Source organism: Acinetobacter sp. NRRL B-65365 (assembly GCF_001605865.1).
Lineage (GTDB): Bacteria > Pseudomonadota > Gammaproteobacteria > Pseudomonadales > Moraxellaceae > Acinetobacter > Acinetobacter vivianii.
Genome location: NZ_LRPD01000018.1, coordinates 49,125 through 71,376, shown reverse-complemented (window position 1 = coordinate 71,376; position 22,252 = coordinate 49,125). Strand labels below are relative to the sequence as shown.

The following is a 22,252-nucleotide window of genomic DNA, read 5'->3' as shown; positions in this document are numbered from 1 at the left end:
AAAATGATCGGCTTTCATCTTTAGATGTCTCTCCTCCATCTGCTAGCCGAGATTCGCAAGCTATGTCTACTGCCTATACCACGCAGACCGCGCCAAAAGCGCTGTTTGATTACGACAAATATTGGGCGTCGTGTTTTGAACCCGCACCATTTTTGCCGATGTCACGAGAAGAAATGGATCTGCTCGGCTGGGATGCATGTGACTTTATCTTGGTGTGTGGGGATGCCTATATTGACCATCCTTCATTTGTATCGGGTGTGATTGGGCGTGTGCTTGAAGCACAAGGCTTCCGTGTTGGCATCATTGCCCAGCCAGACTGGACCAATGTCGAGAGTTTCCGTGTTTTAGGCAAACCGACCATTGCATGGGGTGTGACCGCGGGGAATATGGATTCGATGATTAACCGTTATACGGCAGATCGTAAAATCCGTTCTGATGATGCTTATTCACCAAATAATGAACCGAACAAGCGTCCAGACCGTGCAGCAACGGTGTATTGCCAGCGTTGTCGTGAAGCTTTCCCTGATGTACCTGTCTTGCTAGGTGGGATTGAAGGCAGCTTACGTCGTATCGCACATTACGATTACTGGTCAGATAAAGTCCGTCGCTCTATCTTGATGGATTCGAAGGCTGATTTATTGATGTATGGGAATGGTGAACGTGCCACTATTGACGTGATGCATCGTCTAGCCAAAGGTGAAAAAGTTCACGAGATTACCGATGTTCGCGGTACCGCATTTATTATCAATAAACATAACAAACAATCGAAAGCTAAATTCGTCGAGATCGCAAGTAACGATGTAGATACGATTGGCCGTGTTGATCAGATCATCAATCCTTATGTGATGACTGAAGATATTGACGGCTGTGAAGTTGAAAAAGAAAAAGGCAATTCACTGGCACAATACCAGAATTTCCAGAAAGAAATCGTTGCCAATCCGATTGTCCGTGAAGGCGATAACCTCGATCCAGATACCCAGATCGTACAGCTTAAACCAGCACCTTCAAAAGCGATAAAACATAAATTACCGCCACGTGAACTTGCTGTGATCCGTTTGCCTTCTTATGAAGAAGTTGCCAATGATCAGGTTCTGTATGCACACGCCAACCGTATTTTGCATCTTGAAACTAATCCGGGTAATGCGCGTGCCTTGGTACAACGTCATGGCGAACGTGATGTCTGGATCAACCCACCGCCAATTCCTTTAACTACTGAGGAAATGGACTACGTTTTTGATTTACCTTATGCTCGTTTACCGCATCCTGCTTATGGCAATGCGCGTTTCCCTGCATTCGATATGATCAAATTCTCTGTGAATATCATGCGTGGCTGCTTCGGCGGTTGTACTTTCTGTTCGATTACAGAACATGAAGGTCGTATTATTCAAAACCGTTCGGAAGATTCAATTCTGCGTGAAATTGAAAAAATCCGTGATACTGCACCAAATTTTACTGGCATTATTTCAGACTTGGGTGGCCCAACTGCAAACATGTACCGTTTGCACTGTAATGATCCTGAAATTGAAAAGAATTGCCGTAAACCATCTTGTGTTTACCCAGGGGTGTGTCAAAACCTGCATACTGATCATGCGCCTTTGGTTCAGCTTTATCGTAAGGCACGTGACATCAAGGGTGTGAAGAAGATTCTGATTGGTTCAGGTTTGCGTTATGACCTTGCAGTATTAAACCCTGAATATGTCAAAGAATTGGTTCAGCACCATGTCGGCGGTTATCTGAAAATTGCGCCTGAGCATACTGAAAATGGCCCGTTATCGAAGATGATGAAGCCTGGCATTGGTACCTATGACCGTTTTAAACAGATGTTTGAGCGTTTCAGTAAGGAAGCAGGTAAGGAACAATATTTAATTCCATACTTTATTGCTGCGCATCCGGGTACCACCGATTACGACATGATGAATCTGGCGATCTGGTTGAAGAAGAATGGCTTCCGTGCCGATCAGGTACAGACCTTCTATCCATCACCAATGGCAACTGCGACCACGATGTATTACTCGGGCAAAAACCCATTGTCTAAAGTGGCGCGTTATACGGAAAATGTGGATATTGTTAAAGGTGAAAAGCGTCGTCGCTTACACAAAGCGTTTTTGCGTTACCACGATCCAAACAACTGGCCTTTATTACGTGAAGCCTTGAAAGACATGGGACGTGTAGATTTAATCGGAAATTCAAAACAGCATTTGATTCCGACTTATCAGCCACAAGGTACGGCTGAAGGTGAATATAAGTCTGCCCGTAAAAAGAACTCGAGTGTTGCAGGAGATTCTGCAAAACGCGGTCAAGCACAATCTCGTTCACAGTCGGGTCAGAAACATCCGCAAAAAGGTCAGGTATTAACCCAGCACAATGGTTTACCACCGCGTGAAACAGGTGAGAAGAGACCTTTTTCGGGAAAGCCAAAGTCTAAAGCAAAAGCCCATCGTTAATTTGATGGCAAAAAAGGCATGATACTTCATGCCTTTTTTATTTACATATTAGGCAAATGTTTATAATTTGACCACAAAACGCGCTGTATTCGAAACATAAACTGACAATAACGACTTGAATAATCAAAGCGTAATGATTATAAATAAAGAGCAGAGGGCAGTTACGACTTTGGTCGTCTGGGAAAACACGATTAAAAAACTTAAGTTTGCACTGCAAAATGAATTTGCTATCGCTGTTATTGATTAAAAAAATTGGCTTAAAGCCGAAAATGATTATAAAAAATCTAAAGGGATTGGTTAGTAATGTATTATTTCATAACAATAGTTGGGTTGCTGTTGATCACAGCACTCGCACTTCGCCGCCTACAACAAAACAGGCGCCAAGATAGTCCATTAAAACGCCGCGGTATTTTAAATATTGCCGAGCAGATTACTTTAATGCGTTTACAAGCCGTTTTACCGCGTCATACCGTATTGGCACATGTGTCTTTTGACGCCTTATTAACAACCAAATTTGCGCATACGCGCCGTAAGTATCAAGGTTTAGTCGCTGACTTTGTGGTACTAGACCAGCAACATCAAGTACTTGCGATTATTGAGATTGCAGACGAGTCTTATGTGAATCGTCTGCATCAGAAACATTATCAGGACAGTTTGCTTGAGTTAGCAGGCTATCGCGTATTGCGCTATAGCAGCATTCCGACCGAGCAGGAATTGAGAGAAGATCTGGTGCCGGATTTGTTTGAACCGATGACAATTCCAACCACAGTGACATCAACCTCAATGCCTAAGATGGAGCGGATGATGAAATACAATGAATTCGCCGTGAAATCGTATTAATCAGGGCGAACAGCGGTTACTGTCATTTCAACCAAAACATCAGGTGCATAGAGTTTAGATTCTACACAGGTACGTGCTGGGGGATGTCCCTCAGCAATCCACGCATCCCATACGGCATTCATGGCTGCATAATCTCGTTCGATATCTTTTAAAAAGATCGTAATCGATAAAATATGAGTCTTGTCTGTACCCGCATCTGCGAGAAAACGATCAATATTATCTAAAGTTTGCTGTGTTTGTGCACTTACGTCGACACTGGTGTCATCTGCCAATTGGCCTGCGAGATGAACAAGATTTCCTGAAATTGCGACTTCGCAAAAACGTGAAGTGACATGAAGTCGTTGCACAGACATAGCTATTCCTTAATCAATCATATACTGACTGGATTGTACTTGATGCGATTGAACAGCAGTGTAATTTTGTATAAATCAGGCTAAAAAAGTTTCTATTTCCATTAAATTATCAGTAGGTGAAGAAGAAATGGAGAGCGGAAGATGAGGGATTTTGATTGGAAAAATAAGCAACTAAAGAACATCGGAAGTGCCCTGTAATCTTCGGATTTGATCGTCACGCCAACCACAGGAGCAGATGCTAAAAGCGAGGTTTTCTTTAGCAAGGCACATAACATGGATAATGTTACTGCGTTGTTTAGAGTACTGAAAATTGCATAAAAAGCAAACATAAATTTGAGCAATAATCACGCTTTTGTATAAAAAAACAGCATTACCATAAAGAAAGCTGTGATTCGTCCTGTGCTGTTTGAAGCTGGTAAACACCTACCCCGACCAGACGGAATTGAAACGCTGGATCGATATGCATTTCATTGAGTAACTGTAAAACCACTTGCCCTAAATCCTGTTGTGATTGTAAGGCCTGTTTAAAGCTTTTACTGTGCTGCAAAACCTGAAAATTCTTGAGTTTAAGTTTTACATTGACCCCGCGTGCGGTCAGTTGTTTTTTATTCAGACTCCGCCAAACTTGCTCAGCAAGAGGTTGCCATGCATGGCGACATTGTTCGAGCGTATAGTCATCATCAAAGGTAATTTCTTTGGAAATTTGCTGGCGTTCGCGTTCCGCTTTCACAGGTCGATGGTCAATTCCCTGCGCATATAAATAGAGCTGTTTGCCGTATTTCCCAAAATGATGGATCAGGACATTCTCTTCGATTTTTTGCAGATCACCCAGTGTATGTAAATTGAGCTGGCTTAATCTTTCCTTAGTGACTTTACCGACACCGGGAATTTTGTTTAAGGCTAAATCCTGAATAAATTTCAATACTTGATGTGGTTTAATCACAAATAAGCCATTGGGTTTATTCCAGTCCGATGCGATTTTTGCCAGAAACTTGTTGGGTGCCACACCCGCAGAAGCCGTCAGTCCTGTAGTTGCAAAAATATCGGCACGGATTTGCGCTGCCACTTCGGTTGCACTCGGAATATTCTTTAGATTTTCAGTCACATCCAGATAGGCTTCATCTAAAGATAAAGGTTCAATCAAAGACGTATATTGCTGAAAAATATGATGGATTTGGGCTGAAACCTCACGGTATTTTTCAAAGTTTGGTTCAATCACCACCACGTGTGGGCAGAGTTTTCTGGCTTGTCCCATCGACATGGCAGAGCGAAGTCCAAAGACACGGGCAGGATAGGAGGCGGCAGCAATGACGGCACGCGGATGGTGTGAAGATACCACGACAGGTAAATCTTTGAGATCAGGGCGTTCTCTCAGCTCGACTGATGCATAAAAGGCATCCATGTCGATATGGATGATTTTTCGTAACTCATTTGGCATCTTGAATGCCTTGCTGTTTCAGAAAAATCCGCCATTGTTTAGGCGATTCAGCATAAACGTTTAAATCCACAGCTTTGGGAATACCTGCAATTTTTCCCTGACTGCTATGTTGCCAGAACGTCCATTGGCGGCCATCTTTGAGCTCAGGTTTGCCGTCATAATCTCTAACCCAAAGCGGCGTTTCAGTGAAATTCCCCATCAATACAATATGGTAGAAGCTTTTCGAGATATAAAAGATTGGCTGCTTGCCATAATGCTTGTGTAGTTGGTCGTGCATGACCTGAATTTCTTTCAGTAATTGCTCTTTGGTATAGGTGTTAATGCAATTACTGTCATACTCAAGATCAATGGCAGGCGGTAGGGCATCCGCTTTTTTAGGTACGGTCGCGATAAAGTTTTCAGCTTGTACCTTGCCATCACGACACAACCGATAGAAATGGTAGGCACCGACATGTAAGCCTTGTTCACGGGCCTTGAGCCAGTTTTGCTGAAAATTACTATCACGAAAATCACCACCTTCGGTGGCTTTGAGATAGACGAATTGATACTGCATCGGAGAGATTTTTTTCCAGTTAATCTCACCTTGATGATGTGAAACGTCAAAACCACGAATAGCATAGTCTTGCGCAGCAGCTTTCTGTTGGTAGAACAGTCCGAAATAACTCACCACACCCAGCATGACAGCTAAACCGACACTGGCATAGGTCGGATAATGTTGAGAGAAGGAAGATGCTACGGGTTTCTTTGCCATATTATCAATGATTATGCGAGGTCGAGATGAGTGCTGGATTTGCAGTATTGATCATGTAGTGATTGTACCCGTTTCGCCTTGGCATTGACCATCTGACTACCAAATTGTTCCACAAATCTACAGGAAGCATAAGGTTCTGCACGTTGCTGATAATCACGCACCCAAGCTTCTCTGATTGTTAAACCTTGAGGATCCACAGGCCATACCCCGAGACGCAATCTGTTCATTCCAATACGCCACGGTTTTGGACTAATTCGGGCTCGAAAACAGTTCTGGTTTTTACACATCCGTACATAGTTTGGATCAGCCTGAATGGCATTAAACAGTAATTGAGCATCCTTTCCATTGGCTTCAAAAGTCTGATGCATTGCCAGAATACGGTAACCCTTAGGCGTGCGGTAAACACGCAAATGCCAGTGAGGATGCTGTTGAGAAAAATTTCGGATCAAGGCGAGTGAGCGCTGTTCAGGTGTCGTTGTAAAACGTTGTTGCAGTCTGGATAAGCTTGTGGCAAAAATACGGGTGAATAGCAATGAAATAATCAGCCCAATGACCAAAATCATCCATGACATGAAATAAGCAGCGACAGCGATTGAAAGTAACAGCAGCAACAAAAAAGCAGCCAAATGAACAGTCAATTGAGAGGACTCTGCAAAGTCGATATCAGCAAAAAGCACATCAGGTGTATTTAAACACAAGGCACCATAGCTATTACGCGTAATAATTACATCATCATGCTGAGCAATAATTTCTTCACGGATCGGCAGACCTTCGGCACCGTTATAGGGGACTTTATGCTCAATTCGATGAATATGTTCGCCAGTCTTAATTTTCTCAATTGCCTCGGCAACACGTTGTTCCGCATGGCCTTGTGCTGCCTCTGCGCTTTGATCAGACCAGCCAAAACGCTTAAGAGTGTAGGGACGTCCTGCAATGCTGGTTTTTATTTTGGCTTCAGCCCAATACTGGGGAATAATCATTAAATATTTTCCTTATTATTTTTAATTGGTTTTAATCACAAAGCCTTTATTCGGTGGTTTCTTTGGGAATCTGCCAAAACACCCATGCGGTCAGGATGTTGATACAACCTAAAGCAATCAAGGTGGCATGGAAGGCAGTACTAATAGATGCAGTCGAGAAATATTGCCCAAAGACATTAATCAAGGTACCTGCCAGTGCCACACCAATACTCATGGAAAGCATCATAATCATCGATAAGAAGCTGTTACCGCTGCTGGCATCCTGTTGAGGCAAGTCTTTTAAAGTTAAGGTATTCATACCAACAAACTGGAGTGAATTCAGTGTACCAAAAATAAAGAGATGCAAGATTTTTAGCCACAGGGGTGTTGCCGCCGTCATTAGGGAAAAACTGGCGATACATAGACCGACTAAAACGGTATTGGTCAGCAGGAAACGGCGATATCCGACCCGTTGAATCAAGGGACGTACAATGGGCTTGGAAAATAATGAACCTAGTACCATCGGAATCATCATCAAGCCTGTGATGAAGGGTTCAAAACCAAATGCGACCTGTAGCATGAGCGGTAAAATAAATGGAATTGCATTACTACCCAAACGGGCAAAGAAATTACCCAGAACTCCGATCGAGAAAATCTTGTAGCGAAATAATCGCCCATGAAATAGCGCGTTCTGATGGTTATGCGCATGATAGGCATATCCCACCGCAGCAATCATTCCTATCGTCAATAAACCGAGACTCACCAAACGTGGATATTGTGGTGCTGCGATATTTTCGATTCCCAAAGCGAATCCGACCATTGCCACCATCAATAAGATAAAACCGCTCAAATCAAACGATTTTACTGTCGGTTCTTTCTGGTTAGGCATGACTTTAAGGGTCATGATCATACCCAAAATACCCATCGGAATATTAATGAGGAAAATCCAGTGCCACGTGGTGACTTCGACCAGCCAGCCCCCTAAAGTCGGGCCCATTAAAGGACCCACCAATCCGGCAAGACTCATCAGGCTCATGGCAGAAAGGAATTGTGAGCGTGGAATCAGCTTTAACAGGGCCAAGCGTCCTACAGGCATGAGGAGTGCGCCACCGATACCTTGAATCACGCGGAAAAACAACAGTTGCTCTAAGTTCTGGGATAAGCCGCATCCCAGTGACGCCAAGCTAAAAATCACCATGGAACTGAGATAGATATTCCGAATTCCGAAACGATCTGCCAGCCAGCCACTTAAAGGGATACAGGCTGCAACAGACAACACATACGCGACAATGACGCCATGCATTTGCAGTGGATTTTCATTGAGTTGCACTGCCATGGCTGGAATCGCGGTATTGACGATGGTGGTGTCCAAGGCTTGCATAAAAAAGCCAATGGAGACCAAGAGCACCAACAATCTAAATTCGGGCTGGACTGCTTGATGTGTTGTGGTTGTCATGAGCCTTGATGAGTAAAAATTCAGCTTTAGTTTAATGCAAATAGGCGTGAAATAAAGACAAAAATTGTCAAATAGCGGTCATGAAACTGACATTAAAATGTCATCGAATTTGCATCACCTGATACTAGATTAGCCATACAAAATAAATTGTATGGAATTTGATCATGAAATTTAAAATTTCAGTTTTATTGACAGCGTTACTGTCGGTGGGGTTAGTGGCGTGTAATGATGATAACGACAACTCAACGCCAACACCAGAAATCGTTGAACCGACACCAGAAACAATTAAGCTGAGCTTGTTGGGGCGCTACGAAACCAATATTTTTGCCCAAAGTGCGGCTGAAATTCCAGCCTATGATGCTGAGACCAAACGCCTATTTGTTGTCAATGCACAAAAAGGCCTCGTTGATGTACTAGATGCATCTAAACCTGAAAAACCAATACATATTGCCGAGCTATCTGCACGCACTTATCTAGCCAATTCGGAAGTGAATAGTGTTGCGGTGAAAAATGGCATTGTTGCACTTGCGGTTCAGGCTGAGCAGAAAACGGATACGGGAATCGTGGTATTTTTTAATGCCAAAGATTTAAGCTTTATCAGCAAAGTCAGTGTGGGTGCTTTACCTGATATGCTGACCTTTAGCCCTGATGGTAAAACCGTTTTGGTGGCTAACGAAGGTGAGCCGAATGATGATTATTCAGTTGATCCAGAGGGCTCTGTCAGCATTATCGATATTAGTAATATCAAGCAACCCAAAGCCAGTGTGGCAGACTTTAAAGCATGGAATACGCAAAAAGCTGATCTACTGGCGAAAGGAGTACGTATTTTTGGGCCAAATGCGAGTGTCGCTCAAGACTTGGAGCCTGAATATATTACGATTTCGGCGGACAGCAAAACTGCATGGGTCACATTACAAGAAAATAATGCCATTGCACGGATTGATATTGCTCAGCAGAAGGTCACTGATATTTATCCATTGGGTTATAAAGACCACGGCGTTGTGGGGAATGAGCTGGATGTCAGTGATAAGGACAAGAAAATTGATATCAAAACATGGGCTGGCTTAGTAGGGATGTATCAACCTGACTCGATTGCCAATTATCAAGCCAATGGTCAAACCTATTTGGTGACTGCCAATGAAGGCGATAGCCGTGAATGGCTAAAAGATTCCAAAGCATATTATGCGGGTGATACCCGTCAAGGTTTTGTTGAAAATATTCGGATGAAGCATTTATTTAACAGTAAGGGCTTTAATACAGGAGGCGACTATCCTGCGCATCTGCAAAAGCTAGCGGTCGGCGTGAAAGGCGCCAAACTCAATCCAGTCACTTTTGCCTATTGTGGTGCAACAGAAACAGGTGCAGGTGGATGCCGTGATGATGCGCAATTAGGTCGCCTGAATATTGCATGGAATATGGGTTATCAGACCAATGCGGATGGTTCTCCGAAACTGGATGCCAATGGTCTGCTGACTTATGACAAGCTTTATGCATATGGCGCACGTTCATTCAGTATCTGGAATACCCAAGGGCAATTGGTCTGGGATTCGGGTAGCGAGTTTGAAAAGAAAACGGCTGAGTTGTTCCCTGATTATTTTAATAGCGACCATGAAGCAGTTGCGTTTGATGATCGTAGTGATAATAAAGGGCCTGAACCAGAAGGGATTACTGTCGGTAGCATTGGTCAAAAAACCTTTGCCTTTATTGGGCTAGAGCGAATGAGTGGCATTATGGTCTATGACATTAGCACGCCAAATAAACCGAAATTTATTGAATATTTTACCACGCGTAATTTTACTGAAACCGAGACTGCAAAACAGGGTGATTTAGGGCCAGAAGGTCTGACCTTTATTGCGGCAAAAGATTCACCAAATGGTAAGCCATTACTTGTGGTGGGGAATGAAGTGAGTGGTTCCACCGCAGTGTATCAAGTCAATGTGCACTAAACGCTAACCCAAAAAAGCGGATCAAATCGATCCGCTTTTTTATATTGAACTCTTAAACTTCGATATGGCTAGGTGCATTCAAGTTTTTAATGACGCTTGAGATGTGTTCAAGCGTTTCACACACAATCACTTTGGCACGATGCTGGGGCGGTAAAAAGCCTTCTTCAACGGCATGATCTAGTTGGGCAATCAATGCATCGTAAAAACGGTTAACGTTATAGATAATCATGGGTTTCTGGTGCTGGTTGAGTTGTCCCCATGTCGCAATTTCCAGAATTTCTTCAAAAGTGCCTAAACCACCTGGTAAAGCAATAAATGCGCTGGCACGTTCAGCCATAAGTGCCTTACGCTCATGCATGGTCTGAACAATATGTAGCTCAGTTAACCGATGATGGGCAATCTCATAGTCCAGCATGAACTCGGGAATGACACCAACGACTTCACCGCTATGTTCAAGGACAGTATCGGCGACTTGTCCCATCAGACCAATGCTGGCGCCGCCATAGACAATACCAAAACCTTGAGTAGCAATATGCTGGGCCAGTTCGATGGCCTTATCACGATAGATGGGTTTGTTGCCGGTACGTGAGCCGCAATAAAGGGCAATGAGAGATTGAGTGGTTTTTATGGGAGTAGGGGTAATGCTTTTCTTTTCAGTCATTATTAGAACACTATTCATTCGTTTATTTTCACCTTATCATTTTCGTTGTGCTTGTCTAGGCTAATTGAGGTTTATGACAGTTTTATGCACATTTTACATACAAAGCTGTTTTGTAACGCTTAGAAAGAATTTGCAAACAACATCAACATAAAAAAGATGAATTTCAGTTAAATCTTGCCTATACTGAAAATCCTTTTATTAATTTATGTCCCTCTATGAGTAGTGGTTGTTGTCGCTCCGCATTGTTCTTATTTCCTACAAAAAATGTTTTGGCTCATCGTGCCGACCTTTTAAAAATTCAACTTCATAACAATATTGCTGATTTTGCAGAGGAGTCACGTCAATGATTCTGGAATGGATGTCTGACCCCGCTGCATGGGTTGGTTTAGCAACATTGGTGGTGCTCGAAATTGTACTAGGTATCGATAACCTTGTTTTTATTGCAATTTTGGCAGAAAAACTACCGCCTGAACAACGTAATGCTGCTCGTAGAATTGGTTTGATTCTCGCCCTGTTAATGCGTCTGGTGCTACTGGCCTCGATCGCATGGGTGGTAACCTTAACCGAACCTCTATTCCATATTTTTGATCATCCTTTCTCTGGTCGTGACCTGATTCTGTTGTTTGGTGGTGTGTTCTTATTGTTTAAAGGAACGATGGAACTGCATGAGCGGATTGAAGGTAAGCAAGCGCTGAAAGAAGAAAATCCAGTGCATGCGGCCTTCTGGATGGTCGTGGTTCAGATCGTGGTACTCGATGCGGTGTTCTCGCTGGATAGTGTGATCACGGCTGTCGGTATGGTGAAAGAGCTTTCGATCATGATGATCGCAGTGACGATTGCGATTGGTATCATGTTGCTGGCTTCACGCCCATTGATGGACTTTGTAAACAAGCATCCAACGGTGGTGATCCTGTGTCTCGGCTTCCTGATGATGATTGGTTTCTCATTGGTGGTAGAAGGTTTTGGTTTCCATATTCCAAAAGGCTACTTATACGCAGCGATTGGTTTCTCTGTGTTGGTTGAAATGGTCAATCAGACCATGCGCCGTAATCAGGAAAAACTGGTCACAACGACAGATTTGCGTTACCGCACCGCTTCTGCCGTATTGCGTATGTTAGGCAATAAAGGCAATGGTAATGAAAGCCAGAGCAATGAAGCTGAAGATGTATTAGCGACACAAGCGTATGCCAAAGAAGTCTTTGATGAAGACAATGGCGTGTATCACAGTGTCTTGGTACAAGGTGTACTTGGTTTATCTGAGCGTCCAGTCAAGTCGGTGATGACACCACGTCCAGAGTTGGAATGGTTGGATCTGGATGATGATCCGGCTGAGCTAAAAGAACGTTTGATGGCAATGACCCATTCACGTTTGATTGTTGCACGTGGTGAGCTGGACAATATTGAAGGTATTGTACTCACCCATAAAGTGTTGAATGAATACATTGAAACGGGTGCTATTGATTTCAGTAAACATCTACGTGAACCTGTGATTGTGCATGAAAATGCGCAAGTGTTAATGGTCATGGAACAGTTACGTCAGGCGCCGTTGCAAATGGCCATCGTCCTGAACGAATATGGTTCAATCGAAGGGATTGCAACGCCGATTGATGTATTAGAGGCGATTGCTGGTGAATTCCCTGATGAAGACGAGCTAGAAGCAGCGGCAGAAAGTCTTGATGATGGTTCGATGTTGCTGGAAGGTTCAACTGACATTCGCCATGTGTCTTTGTTATTGGGCAAAGATTTAGTGGATGAAAGTGAGGAATATTCAACTTTGTCAGGTTATATCTTGTTTCACCTCGGTCGTTTACCTGAAAATGGTGACACGGTTGAAGTTGATGGCTATCGCTTTGAAGTGGTAACAATGGATGGGCACAAAATTGAAAAAGTGCGCATTATTGCCAAAGAGAAGCCTGTCGAGAAATAACGAAGCTGTATTATTCTGAATAGCCTTGAGTTTGACTGTTGTGATGCAATGGTTTTACTCAGGCTATTTTTATTTGAGAATTCAAAATGATTTTGTCAAAGAATTGTCCTTGTGGACATGGACCTTATGCTGAATGTTGTCAGCCCTTGCATTTGAAACAACAGACAGCTCAAAGTGCAGAGCAACTAATGCGCTCACGTTATAGCGCTTTTGCTTTACAACAGATTGATTATATTCTGGAAACAACGGCTTTAGGGCAGCAGTCCGCTTTGGATCGTGCCGCGATTGCCGACTGGAGTCAATCCAATCAATGGTTGAAACTGGAAGTGGTACAACATCAGCCCAAGCTAGATAAAACCCATGCACTGGTTGAGTTCAAGGCGCATTATCATGATGGCAAACAAGCTCATGTTCATCATGAAATTTCACATTTTGTCTTGTGTCAACAGCAATGGTATTTCCTTGATCCCACGCTGGACATGCAAATCACCATGAAACAACCCTGCATTTGTGGCTCGGGGAAAAAATTTAAACAATGTTGTGCGCAATTCATCTAACTTTGTCTTAGAATAGCGCACACTTTTACGCCTGATTTAGGGATGTAGGCAGATGTTACTCACCGTAATTTATATTATTGCCATTACTGCGGAAGCGATGACGGGCGCGTTGTCAGCGGGTCGACGTAGTATGGACTGGTTTGGTGTGGTACTGATTGCCTGCGTAACGGCATTGGGGGGTGGCTCAGTGCGTGACGTGCTACTCGGGCATTATCCTTTAACTTGGGTCAAACATCCTGAATATTTAGTGCTGACCTGCGCTGCGGCTTTTGTCACCATCATTATTGCCAAATGGATGCGTCATCTACGCAATATCTTCCTGGTACTGGATGCTCTAGGTCTAATTGGTTTTACCATTATTGGTTGTCAGATTGCCTTATCGATGGGGCATGGTTTTGTGGTGTCTGCGGTGGCTGGCGTATTAACAGGTGTGTCGGGTGGTATTCTGCGCGATATTCTGTGTAATGACGTACCTTTAGTGTTCCGCCGTGAGTTGTATGCCAGTATTTCCTTTGTTGCCGTGATTTGTTATTGGGTGTGTCTGGAAGTTGGTCTCCCGCACGATCTGACTGTAATTTTTACTTTGGTATTTGGTTTTACCTTACGTTTGATCGCGATCTATTTTGGTCTGGAAATGCCGAAATTTATTTATCAAGAAGATGATGCCGAGTCTGCTTCTTCAACAGATGAGCATTGATAAAAATTATATAGATAAGCAGATGTTAAAAAGAATTGATATAAGTTCCTTTTCTTGTCATTCAATTGAGATTGATGGTTATATCCCCTTTGCTATTTATTTGAATGAGAAATCTCCAGATTTGTATTGGAGAGCTGGTAATGGTTCTACATCTTTAATTGAAATAGGGCTTTTAAAAACAGGTGAATTATCAACGATCAAACTTATTACTTATGATCCACAGATGATTATTCAAACGATAAAATCACCGACATCTGTAGCTTTGAAAAAAACATTGCTCCCTGTCTTTGATGTTTCGTCTTGGGTGATAGATATGAACGATTTTTCCAGTCAGTTGAAAGATGCATTTGACACAGATTTTCAATTGCTGATTGGACTGGATTACATTGAACTGGCATTTTTATCTATTAAAGAGAATACAATTGAATCTTTTCAAGGGCACCATTTTAGTTTGGGCTTTAATGATCATGATGAATTTGTTTCTTTGCAAATTTTAAATATTGATAAAAATAAAATGGCGTTACTTAGAGAAAGTCTCAGATTAGATAAGTAAAAATCTTCTGTTTAGAACCTTATCCAATTACAAATTCTTCGAACAAGACACCATTTGACGTTTAAACAACAACAAGGGCTTGTCACAACGCCTTCATCCACATAGCATACAAAGCATTGACGATAATAAATGATTTTGGATGACTCGCTGAAATGACCAGCCTTGCACATCATGCAACAGAAAACCGTTCCGTAGCCGAATTCACTGAGCAGGCTTACCTGAACTATGCCATGTACGTGATTATGGATCGTGCATTGCCCCATATCAGTGATGGTTTAAAACCTGTACAGCGCCGTATTGTTTATGCGATGAGCGAGCTTGGCCTGAAATCGACGGGGAAGCCGAAAAAATCGGCACGTACCGTCGGTGATGTGCTCGGTAAATATCATCCACATGGTGACTCAGCCTGTTATGAAGCGATGGTGTTGATGGCACAGCCATTTAGCTATCGTTACCCATTGGTTGAAGGTCAGGGCAACTGGGGTTCACCAGATGACCCGAAATCATTTGCGGCGATGCGTTATACCGAAGCCAAACTTTCTGCTTATAGTGAATTATTACTGAGCGAATTGGGCCAAGGCACCAGTGAATGGCAAGACAACTTTGATGGTTCAATGAAAGAACCAATCACTTTGCCTGCACGTGTACCGAATATTTTGTTAAATGGTACTACGGGTATCGCGGTGGGGATGGCAACCGACATCCCACCCCATAACTTACGTGAAGTGGTGAAGGGAACAATCGCATTAATTCGTAATCCTGAAACCTCAGATTCGAAACTGGCAGAATATATTCCTGCGCCAGATTTACCAACCAAAGCTGAAATCATTACCCCACCTGAAGAATTACTCAAAATTCAAACCACAGGTCGTGGTAGTTATCGTATGCGTGCGGTATATGCGGTCGATAAAAATGAGATTGTGATTACTGAACTGCCGTATCAGGTTTCGGGTTCAAAAGTCATTACCCAGATCGCAGATCAGATGATTGCCAAAAAATTGCCATTGGTCAGCGATGTACGTGATGAATCGGATCACGCCAATCCAACCCGTTTGGTGATTGTGCTGCGTTCGAATCGCGTCGATGCAGAAACGGTGATGAGTCACTTATTTGCAACTACGGATCTAGAATCGAGCTATCGTGTCAATCTAAACATGATCGGGGCAGATGGTCGTCCACAGGTGAAATCGATTCGCCGTATTTTATTGGAATGGATCGAGATTCGTAAACAAACCGTGACTCGTCGTTTGCAATACCATTTGAATAAAATCGAAAAACGTTTGCATATCTTGGCAGGTCTTTTAATTGCTTACTTGGATATTGATACCGTGATTCGGATTATCCGTGAAGAAGATCAGCCAAAACCTGTATTGATGCAGCATTTTGGCATTGATGACATTCAGGCTGAAGCGATCCTCGAACTCAAACTTCGTCATTTGGCCAAGCTTGAAGAAATGGAAATTCGCCGTGAGCAAGAAGAACTGGAAGCGAAAGCTGCGATTATTCGTGAGCAATTGGCAAATCCAGAATCATTAAAAAACCTGATCATTAATGAATTAAAAGAAGACGCGAAAAAGTTTGGTGATGACCGTCGTTCACCAATCGTTGCGCGCGCGGATGCCGTCCAGATTAAAGAACAAGATTTAATGCCTGCTGAGCCTGTGACTGTCGTATTGTCCGAGGCAGGTTGGGTGCGCGCTGCCAAAGGGGCAGAAGTCGATGCAGCAAATCTGAATTATCGTGCGGGTGACCAGTATCTCAGTCATGCAGTGGGTAAAACCAACCAGCGTGTCTATTTCCTTGACGAGACAGGACGTAGTTATGCCTTGCCAATTAGCAGTCTGCCTTCGGCACGTGGCTTGGGTGAACCGCTCAGTTCAAAACTTTCACCAGCCAGTGGTGTGTCATTTATTCAGGTCTTTATTGATGAGGAGAGCAGCGAGCTGATTGCAACCAGTTCAAATGGTTACGGCTTTAAGAGTCAGGCAGCACAACTGGATACCAATGCAAAAGCTGGGAAAGCCTTCCTGACTGTTGCAGACAAAGCAACAGCTTTACCGCTATTGCCAATTCAGCAATCCACTCACGTTGCCATTCTGAGTTCATCAGGACGTTTACTTATTATTGATTTAACTGACCTGCCAGTTCTCAATAAAGGTAAGGGTAACAAGTTGATACAACTTGATGAAAAAGAGCAAATTTTATCCATGACAACCCTGACGTTAGATGAAATAATCCAAATCGATGCAGGACAACAGCATCTGAAATTGAAAGGGGATGATCTTCAAAAATATCTAGGAAAAAGAGCAACAAAGGGGCAACTTTTACCACGTGGATATCAAAAAGCAAATAGACTCTTCATTCAGAGATAAGGCTAGTATTCTGTGATACAAATACGTTATATATGACAATGTATTCAGATTATTTGGATAGATTGACAGGGCAATTCAAAAATTTAAAAAAAATGTTTTGCCATGGAAAGTAACGTTGTTACATTTTTAAGGATTACCACTCGGAGATAAGGGCATTATGGAAAAGATTTGGTTTGCTGAATACCAAAAGACAGGAATTCCAGAAACAGTTGAACTGCCTGCTGAAAACACCTCACTTGTTGATATTTTTGAACGCAATTTCCAAAAATTTGGTTCACGTGATGCCTTTATCTTTATGGATAAAGTTTTAACGTTTAATGAATTAGAAGTCGCTAGCCGTAAATTTGCAGCTTATTTACAAACTTTAGGTTTAGCAAAAGGATCGCGCGTTGCGGTGATGATGCCGAACGTTTTCCAATATCCAGTTGTTGCGTTAGGGGTTTTTCGTGCAGGTCTGGTGCTTGTAAACGTCAATCCATTATATACAGCACGTGAACTTGAGCATCAGTTGAATGACTCTGGTGCTGAAGTCTTAGTGATTATTGAAAACTTTGCCAATGTTTATCAGAACATTATTGGTAAAACACCTGTGAAGCATGTTGTGGTGGCTTCTGTGGGTGATATGTTAGGTACGTTGAAAGGTACGATTGTGAATTTCGTTTTACGTAAAGTTCGTAAGCAAATTCCAGCGTGGAATATTCCAGGCCATACTAAATTCAACGCGGCCTTAAACAAAGCCAACCCAAGCAATTATAAGCGTCCAAGCTTGACCTTAAGCGATACTGCAGTACTTCAATATACAGGTGGTACAACGGGTGTTTCTAAAGGTGCTGAATTAACGCATCGTAATCTTGTTGCAAACTTACTCCAGTGTGAAGCGATTTTCTCAAGTAAGTTTGGCGGTTCTGATAGTGCTAAAGGTGATCGTATCGTATGTGCATTACCGCTGTATCACATCTTTGCATTCATGGTATGTGCACTTTACGGCATGTATAAAGGTCAGGCCAATATCCTGATTCCAAATCCACGTGATTTGCCTGCGGTAGTGGGTGAATTACGTAAATATCAACCTTCATTCTTCCCAGCAGTAAATACTTTATTTAATGCGTTGGTGAATAACGAAGAATTCAAACAGCTTGACCATAGCAATCTTAAGATGGCAATGGGCGGTGGTATGGCGGTGTTGCCATCAACAGCAGCAGCATGGAAGAAAATTACAGGTACCACCATTATCGAAGGTTATGGTTTATCTGAAACTTCACCTGTTGCAACTGCGAATCCTCCTGCTACAACTGAATTCAGCGGCACGATTGGTATTCCATTGCCATTAACTGAAGTTGCGATTCTGGATGATGACGGTAAAGAAGTTGCGCTGGGTGAACAAGGTGAGATTTCGATCCGTGGTCCACAAGTCATGAAAGGTTACTGGAACCGTCCAGACGAAACTGCAAAAGTGATGACGGCTGATAACTTCTTCCGTACCGGTGATATCGGTGTGATGGATTCACGTGGTTATGTGAAGATTGTTGACCGTAAGAAAGACATGATCTTGGTGTCTGGCTTTAATGTTTACCCAAGTGAAATTGAAGAAGTCATTGCGAAGCATCCAAAAGTATTGGAAGTGGCTGCGATTGGTGTTCCAGATGAAAAATCAGGTGAAGTGCCGAAGTTATTCATCGTGAAAAAAGACCCTTCTTTAACTACAGAAGAAGTCATTGCTTATGCAAAACAAAACTTAACTGGCTACAAGTGCCCACGTTATGTTGAGTTTATGGAAGAGCTACCGAAATCAAACGTAGGTAAGATCTTACGTAAAGATTTACGTAAACCAGCTTAAAGTTTTTAGGCTTCTTAAATAAGGAAGCATAAAAAACGCCGCAATTGCGGCGTTTTTTTATTGGGTTCATTTTGAACCTTTTGATTTCATTAACCAGCGGTCAATATAAGGTCGGCCAATACCAACGATGCCCACAAAAACGACCATGGTCGCGAGTTGGAAACGTAATCGGGTCGGATCCATACCATTAAAACTAAAATAATTATCGGCAACTGCATAGAGCACAATGACGGTCAGCCAGTGCCAGAGTGTCAGGCGATAAATACCGACTGCATAAAAGGCCACTGTCAGAATCACAAAAGTACCAAGTGTCGATTGCCAGTTTAGATTTGCACAAATCACACTGAGTAGAAATGCCATGATCGGGAGTACAACTTTAAGTACTCGATCAACTAAAAGTTGATGCTGGCGTTGTTGAGCAAGCACCTCAAACATTTCTTTTTGATCTGGTTGCGGCATAGGTTGACCTTAAAACAGTATGAAAAAACACAACTTTTACACAAACAATGTGTGTAAAAGAAACGCTTGTTGAACAAGCACACATGAAAGTTCAATAAATTATAAGTTATGATAGCATGATCAGAAGAACTTCAAATGATGGATGTCAGCATGCAAGGTATTAGCGGCATTATATTGATTATTATAGTCGCATGTTTGTTGCCTTATGTATTTACCTTGATTGCAAAATCAAAAGGTGGTTTTCAAGCAAAAGATAATCAGAATCCTCGTGACTTTTTAGCCAAAACAACAGGACTATCTGCACGGGCGAATGCTGTGCAACAAAACAGTTTTGAGAGCTTACCTTTGTTTATTGCTGCGATGTTGATGGCAGAGTATATGGTGGTGCCAGAGTATTTCATTTTGACTTTGGGCTGGGCTTATATCGTATTTCGCGTCATTTACGGCATCTGCTATCTGGCCAATCTCGCCACGTTACGTTCTATCATCTGGTTTTTCTCTCTACTTTGTCCAATTTTACTGTTCGTGATTACGGTCAAAATGACCTGATGACGGCTGGCTATAAAATTCGCCAGCTTGCTACATATCTAGCATCATTTTCGCTGTATTCACGTTATAATCTGTCCGATTTACATCTACTTCACAATATAAACGAGTGTTGATATGAGTTATAGCAATATTCCTGCGGGTAAAGACGCACCAAATGACATCTATGTCATTATCGAAATTCCTGCAAATGCAGCCCCAATCAAATACGAAATCGACAAAGATTCAGATGCGTTATTTGTAGACCGTTTCATGGGTACAGCAATGTTCTACCCAGCAAACTATGGCTATGTTCCAAATACATTGTCTGAAGATGGTGATCCATTAGACGTACTTGTTGTAACTCCACATCCTGTTGCTGCTGGTTCTGTGATTCGTTGCCGTCCAGTGGGCAAATTAAAAATGGAAGATGATGGTGGTATCGATGCGAAACTAATCGCTGTTCCACACGAAAAATTATCTCCACTTTATAAAGATGTTCAAGAATATACGGATCTTCCGCCATTATTGATCAGCCAAGTTGAGCACTTCTTTGCACACTACAAAGATTTAGAGCCTGGTAAGTGGGTAAAAATCAGTGGTTGGGAAGGTGCTGACGTTGCGAAAGCTGAAGTACTTAAAGCAATCGAAGCTGCTAAAAAGTAACTTTGAGATGCTCAACCAGATTTTAAAAATTTAAAATCTGGTCATAAAAAAACTCCATTCATTTGAATGGAGTTTTTTATTGCTTGATGAACTGCGAATTAGAATAATTTCACAGGAATATCAAGCCAGATACGCCATTCGTTGGTATCACCGATATAGCCATCTTGGTATTCATCGCTTGCACGGTAATACGAGTGACGTAAACGTAAGCTCGCATCTTTAGCAAAACCAGATTGAACGGTGTATTTCACTTGGTTAAAGAACTCACGTTCAGTAGCATTATCCGCAGTACGTACACGAGCAACTACATTATTACCACTTTTAACAGCTGTATTGGTGTCGATATCCCAACCGTATACAAATGCTGTGGTCCAGCTTAAACCTGGTACACCATAGCTACCAAAATCAAGACTATATTGAAGCTGGGCCGACTTTTCATCATTACCAATAAAATCTGATAGATAAGAGTTTGGTAAATAAATAGTTTGGTGACCATCACCTACGCCTTTACCAAGACCATAGTCATAACCAGCTTTACCATTATTTTGTTGGTATGCAACCATTACAGTATGTGGGCCAGTATTATACGCTGTAGAAATTGCCCAGATAGAGTTACGGTATTTGTCATCTGCAGAGCCAATATAAGAATATAGACTATCATTTGCTTTACGATCCCAGTCAGTATGATAACCACTGAAGTCATAAGTTAATGAGCTATTGTTTGCTAAAGCTTGCTTATAGTTTACATTTGCATAGTGACGTTCTAAGCGGTCTTTGATGTCAGTACCATAGTAAGCTGTATTTAACTGATCATTGACTTTATATTTCGCACCCCAAACTACAGCTCGGTCTAGTTGGTTACCATCTGAATTAATTTGGTCAGAATATTGATTTTTAGTGAATTTACCAATGGTAAGTTCTAAACCATCAATTTCACGGCTGTTTGCTAACACACCATCAAAGTATTCTGGTACTAAACGTGCTGTATTACTTGCTAAAACAGGTAGGTCTAGGATTTGAGTACCATAAGTTACAGTTGTATTCGAAATACGTGCTTTTACAAAACCACCGCCACGTGCCCAGTGATCGTAAGCAGAACCATCTGGATGCTTTGGAATCATGCCGTTACCAGCATTATTGTTTGAGCCTAATTTAAAAGAAGCATCACCGATGATTCCAGCGCCAAAGCCAACTAAACCTTGAGTAAAACCAGTTTCCAGTTTTACCATTGCCGTCTGAGCATATGAGCTAGTGTCTTCGACACCATTCTTTTTGTCACGATTTAAATAACCAGTACGGAATAAAATATCCCCTTTGGCATCTTCAACAAGTCCTTTTGCTTCGCTTTGTTCGCTTGCATATGTTGAGGTAATTAACGCGGCATTAATCAAAACCGCTAAAGTAAGTTTCTTTGCCTTTGGCATAGCTCGCCTCATTAGAAATAATAAATTTGGGATAAAACCGAAATTTTGATCAATTGTATAAGTTATGCATAAAAAAGATAGATTTTTATTAAAATTTTTTAATTATTTTTAAATAAAATACTTATAAAATTTTATGATTTGTTTCTCGTTTAAAAAGTATACATCTTAAGATCAAGTGTTTGATTATTAGTCATAATGTTGTTTATTTTGGATGTAAAGTAAACAGGTTATTTTTTGTTTTGTTCGAATAAAACTATGTGATTTATTGAGGTATTTTTTCTTTTATTTTAAATATTTATTTTTTCTTTGTGTGAAAAGTGTTCAATTGTTTGCTGCAAAAAGAACATCCCGACGAATGACGAAAGGGATTGTCCTAAAAAGAATATT

General features: G+C 41.9%; 19 protein-coding genes. 11 read left to right on the top strand and 8 right to left on the bottom strand.

All coding sequences use genetic code 11. The features are described 5' to 3' along the window. Positions 1–62: 62 nt before the first annotated feature. On the top strand, positions 63–2,444 hold the full coding sequence (locus AWW72_RS09165) for a YgiQ family radical SAM protein (protein ID WP_062847129.1): 2,382 nt from the start codon (positions 63–65) through the stop codon (positions 2,442–2,444). Between the two features lie 303 nt (positions 2,445–2,747). Continuing rightward, positions 2,748–3,284, top strand: a complete 537-nt coding sequence (locus tag AWW72_RS09160) for a DUF2726 domain-containing protein (protein WP_004773912.1) — start codon at positions 2,748–2,750, stop codon at positions 3,282–3,284. Here the strand turns inward: AWW72_RS09160 and AWW72_RS09155 are convergent. The 5 genes from AWW72_RS09155 to mdtD all read right to left on the bottom strand — a co-directional run bounded on the left by AWW72_RS09155 (position 3,281) and on the right by mdtD (position 8,241). Beyond that, positions 3,281–3,637 carry a RidA family protein gene (locus AWW72_RS09155; RefSeq protein ID WP_004773913.1) on the bottom strand — a complete coding sequence of 119 codons (357 nt, stop codon included), beginning with the start codon at positions 3,635–3,637 and terminating at the stop codon, positions 3,281–3,283. The genes AWW72_RS09160 and AWW72_RS09155 overlap by 4 nt on opposite strands. A gap of 370 nt (positions 3,638–4,007) precedes the next feature. Next, positions 4,008–5,075: a DNA polymerase IV gene (gene dinB / locus AWW72_RS09150; protein ID WP_062847128.1), complete on the bottom strand. Its 1,068-nt coding sequence runs from the start codon at positions 5,073–5,075 to the stop codon at positions 4,008–4,010. After that, on the bottom strand, positions 5,065–5,826 hold the full coding sequence (locus tag AWW72_RS09145) for a glycoside hydrolase family 25 protein (protein WP_062847127.1): 762 nt from the start codon (positions 5,824–5,826) through the stop codon (positions 5,065–5,067). Before AWW72_RS09145 ends, dinB begins: the two co-directional genes overlap by 11 nt. A gap of 11 nt (positions 5,827–5,837) precedes the next feature. Continuing rightward, positions 5,838–6,806, bottom strand: a complete 969-nt coding sequence (locus AWW72_RS09140; protein ID WP_062847126.1) for a hypothetical protein — start codon at positions 6,804–6,806, stop codon at positions 5,838–5,840. A gap of 46 nt (positions 6,807–6,852) precedes the next feature. Next, positions 6,853–8,241, bottom strand: a complete 1,389-nt coding sequence (gene mdtD / locus AWW72_RS09135) for a multidrug transporter subunit MdtD (protein ID WP_062847125.1) — start codon at positions 8,239–8,241, stop codon at positions 6,853–6,855. 164 nt (positions 8,242–8,405) lie between these two features. On the opposite strand from mdtD, the gene AWW72_RS09130 reads away from it, so the two are divergent. Further along, positions 8,406–10,187 (top strand): choice-of-anchor I family protein, encoded by a 1,782-nt coding sequence (locus tag AWW72_RS09130; protein WP_062847124.1) that lies wholly within the window; start codon positions 8,406–8,408, stop codon positions 10,185–10,187. A gap of 52 nt (positions 10,188–10,239) precedes the next feature. Here AWW72_RS09130 and AWW72_RS09125 read toward each other — a convergent pair whose 3' ends face one another. After that, positions 10,240–10,866, bottom strand: coding sequence for an LOG family protein (locus tag AWW72_RS09125; protein ID WP_032810853.1), 627 nt, complete (start codon positions 10,864–10,866; stop codon positions 10,240–10,242). Positions 10,867–11,191: 325 nt separating this feature from the next. Here AWW72_RS09125 and AWW72_RS09120 point away from each other — a divergent pair, with 325 nt between their 5' ends. From AWW72_RS09120 to AWW72_RS09095, 6 genes are all read left to right on the top strand, one after another. Then, entirely contained in the window at positions 11,192–12,775 is a 1,584-nt protein-coding gene (locus AWW72_RS09120; RefSeq protein ID WP_005255616.1) for a TerC family protein, read from the top strand. Between the two features lie 86 nt (positions 12,776–12,861). Further along, on the top strand, positions 12,862–13,332 hold the full coding sequence (locus tag AWW72_RS09115) for a YchJ family protein (RefSeq protein WP_062847123.1): 471 nt from the start codon (positions 12,862–12,864) through the stop codon (positions 13,330–13,332). Positions 13,333–13,384: 52 nt separating this feature from the next. Next, complete coding sequence (locus tag AWW72_RS09110) at positions 13,385–14,029, top strand: trimeric intracellular cation channel family protein (protein WP_004773926.1); 645 nt, start codon at positions 13,385–13,387, stop codon at positions 14,027–14,029. Then, on the top strand, positions 14,019–14,582 hold the full coding sequence (locus AWW72_RS09105; protein ID WP_249409160.1) for a hypothetical protein: 564 nt from the start codon (positions 14,019–14,021) through the stop codon (positions 14,580–14,582). The genes AWW72_RS09110 and AWW72_RS09105 overlap by 11 nt, the downstream gene beginning before the upstream one ends. 152 nt (positions 14,583–14,734) lie before the next feature. Beyond that, positions 14,735–16,954: a DNA topoisomerase IV subunit A gene (gene parC / locus AWW72_RS09100; protein ID WP_062847121.1), complete on the top strand. Its 2,220-nt coding sequence runs from the start codon at positions 14,735–14,737 to the stop codon at positions 16,952–16,954. Between the two features lie 157 nt (positions 16,955–17,111). After that, positions 17,112–18,791, top strand: coding sequence for a long-chain-fatty-acid--CoA ligase (locus tag AWW72_RS09095; RefSeq protein ID WP_004773931.1), 1,680 nt, complete (start codon positions 17,112–17,114; stop codon positions 18,789–18,791). A gap of 66 nt (positions 18,792–18,857) precedes the next feature. Here AWW72_RS09095 and AWW72_RS09090 read toward each other — a convergent pair whose 3' ends face one another. Further along, entirely contained in the window at positions 18,858–19,250 is a 393-nt protein-coding gene (locus AWW72_RS09090; protein ID WP_062847120.1) for a hypothetical protein, read from the bottom strand. Positions 19,251–19,400: 150 nt separating this feature from the next. On the opposite strand from AWW72_RS09090, the gene AWW72_RS09085 reads away from it, so the two are divergent. Both AWW72_RS09085 and ppa read left to right on the top strand, forming a co-directional pair. Then, positions 19,401–19,799, top strand: a complete 399-nt coding sequence (locus AWW72_RS09085; RefSeq protein WP_004773934.1) for an MAPEG family protein — start codon at positions 19,401–19,403, stop codon at positions 19,797–19,799. A 114-nt stretch (positions 19,800–19,913) separates the two neighbouring features. After that, a complete protein-coding gene (ppa, locus tag AWW72_RS09080; RefSeq protein WP_004656389.1) occupies positions 19,914–20,441 on the top strand; it encodes an inorganic diphosphatase in 528 nt (175 codons plus the stop codon). Positions 20,442–20,539: 98 nt separating this feature from the next. Here the strand turns inward: ppa and AWW72_RS09075 are convergent, their stop codons facing one another. After that, positions 20,540–21,865 (bottom strand): OprD family outer membrane porin, encoded by a 1,326-nt coding sequence (locus tag AWW72_RS09075; protein ID WP_062847119.1) that lies wholly within the window; start codon positions 21,863–21,865, stop codon positions 20,540–20,542. Positions 21,866–22,252 lie beyond the last annotated feature (387 nt).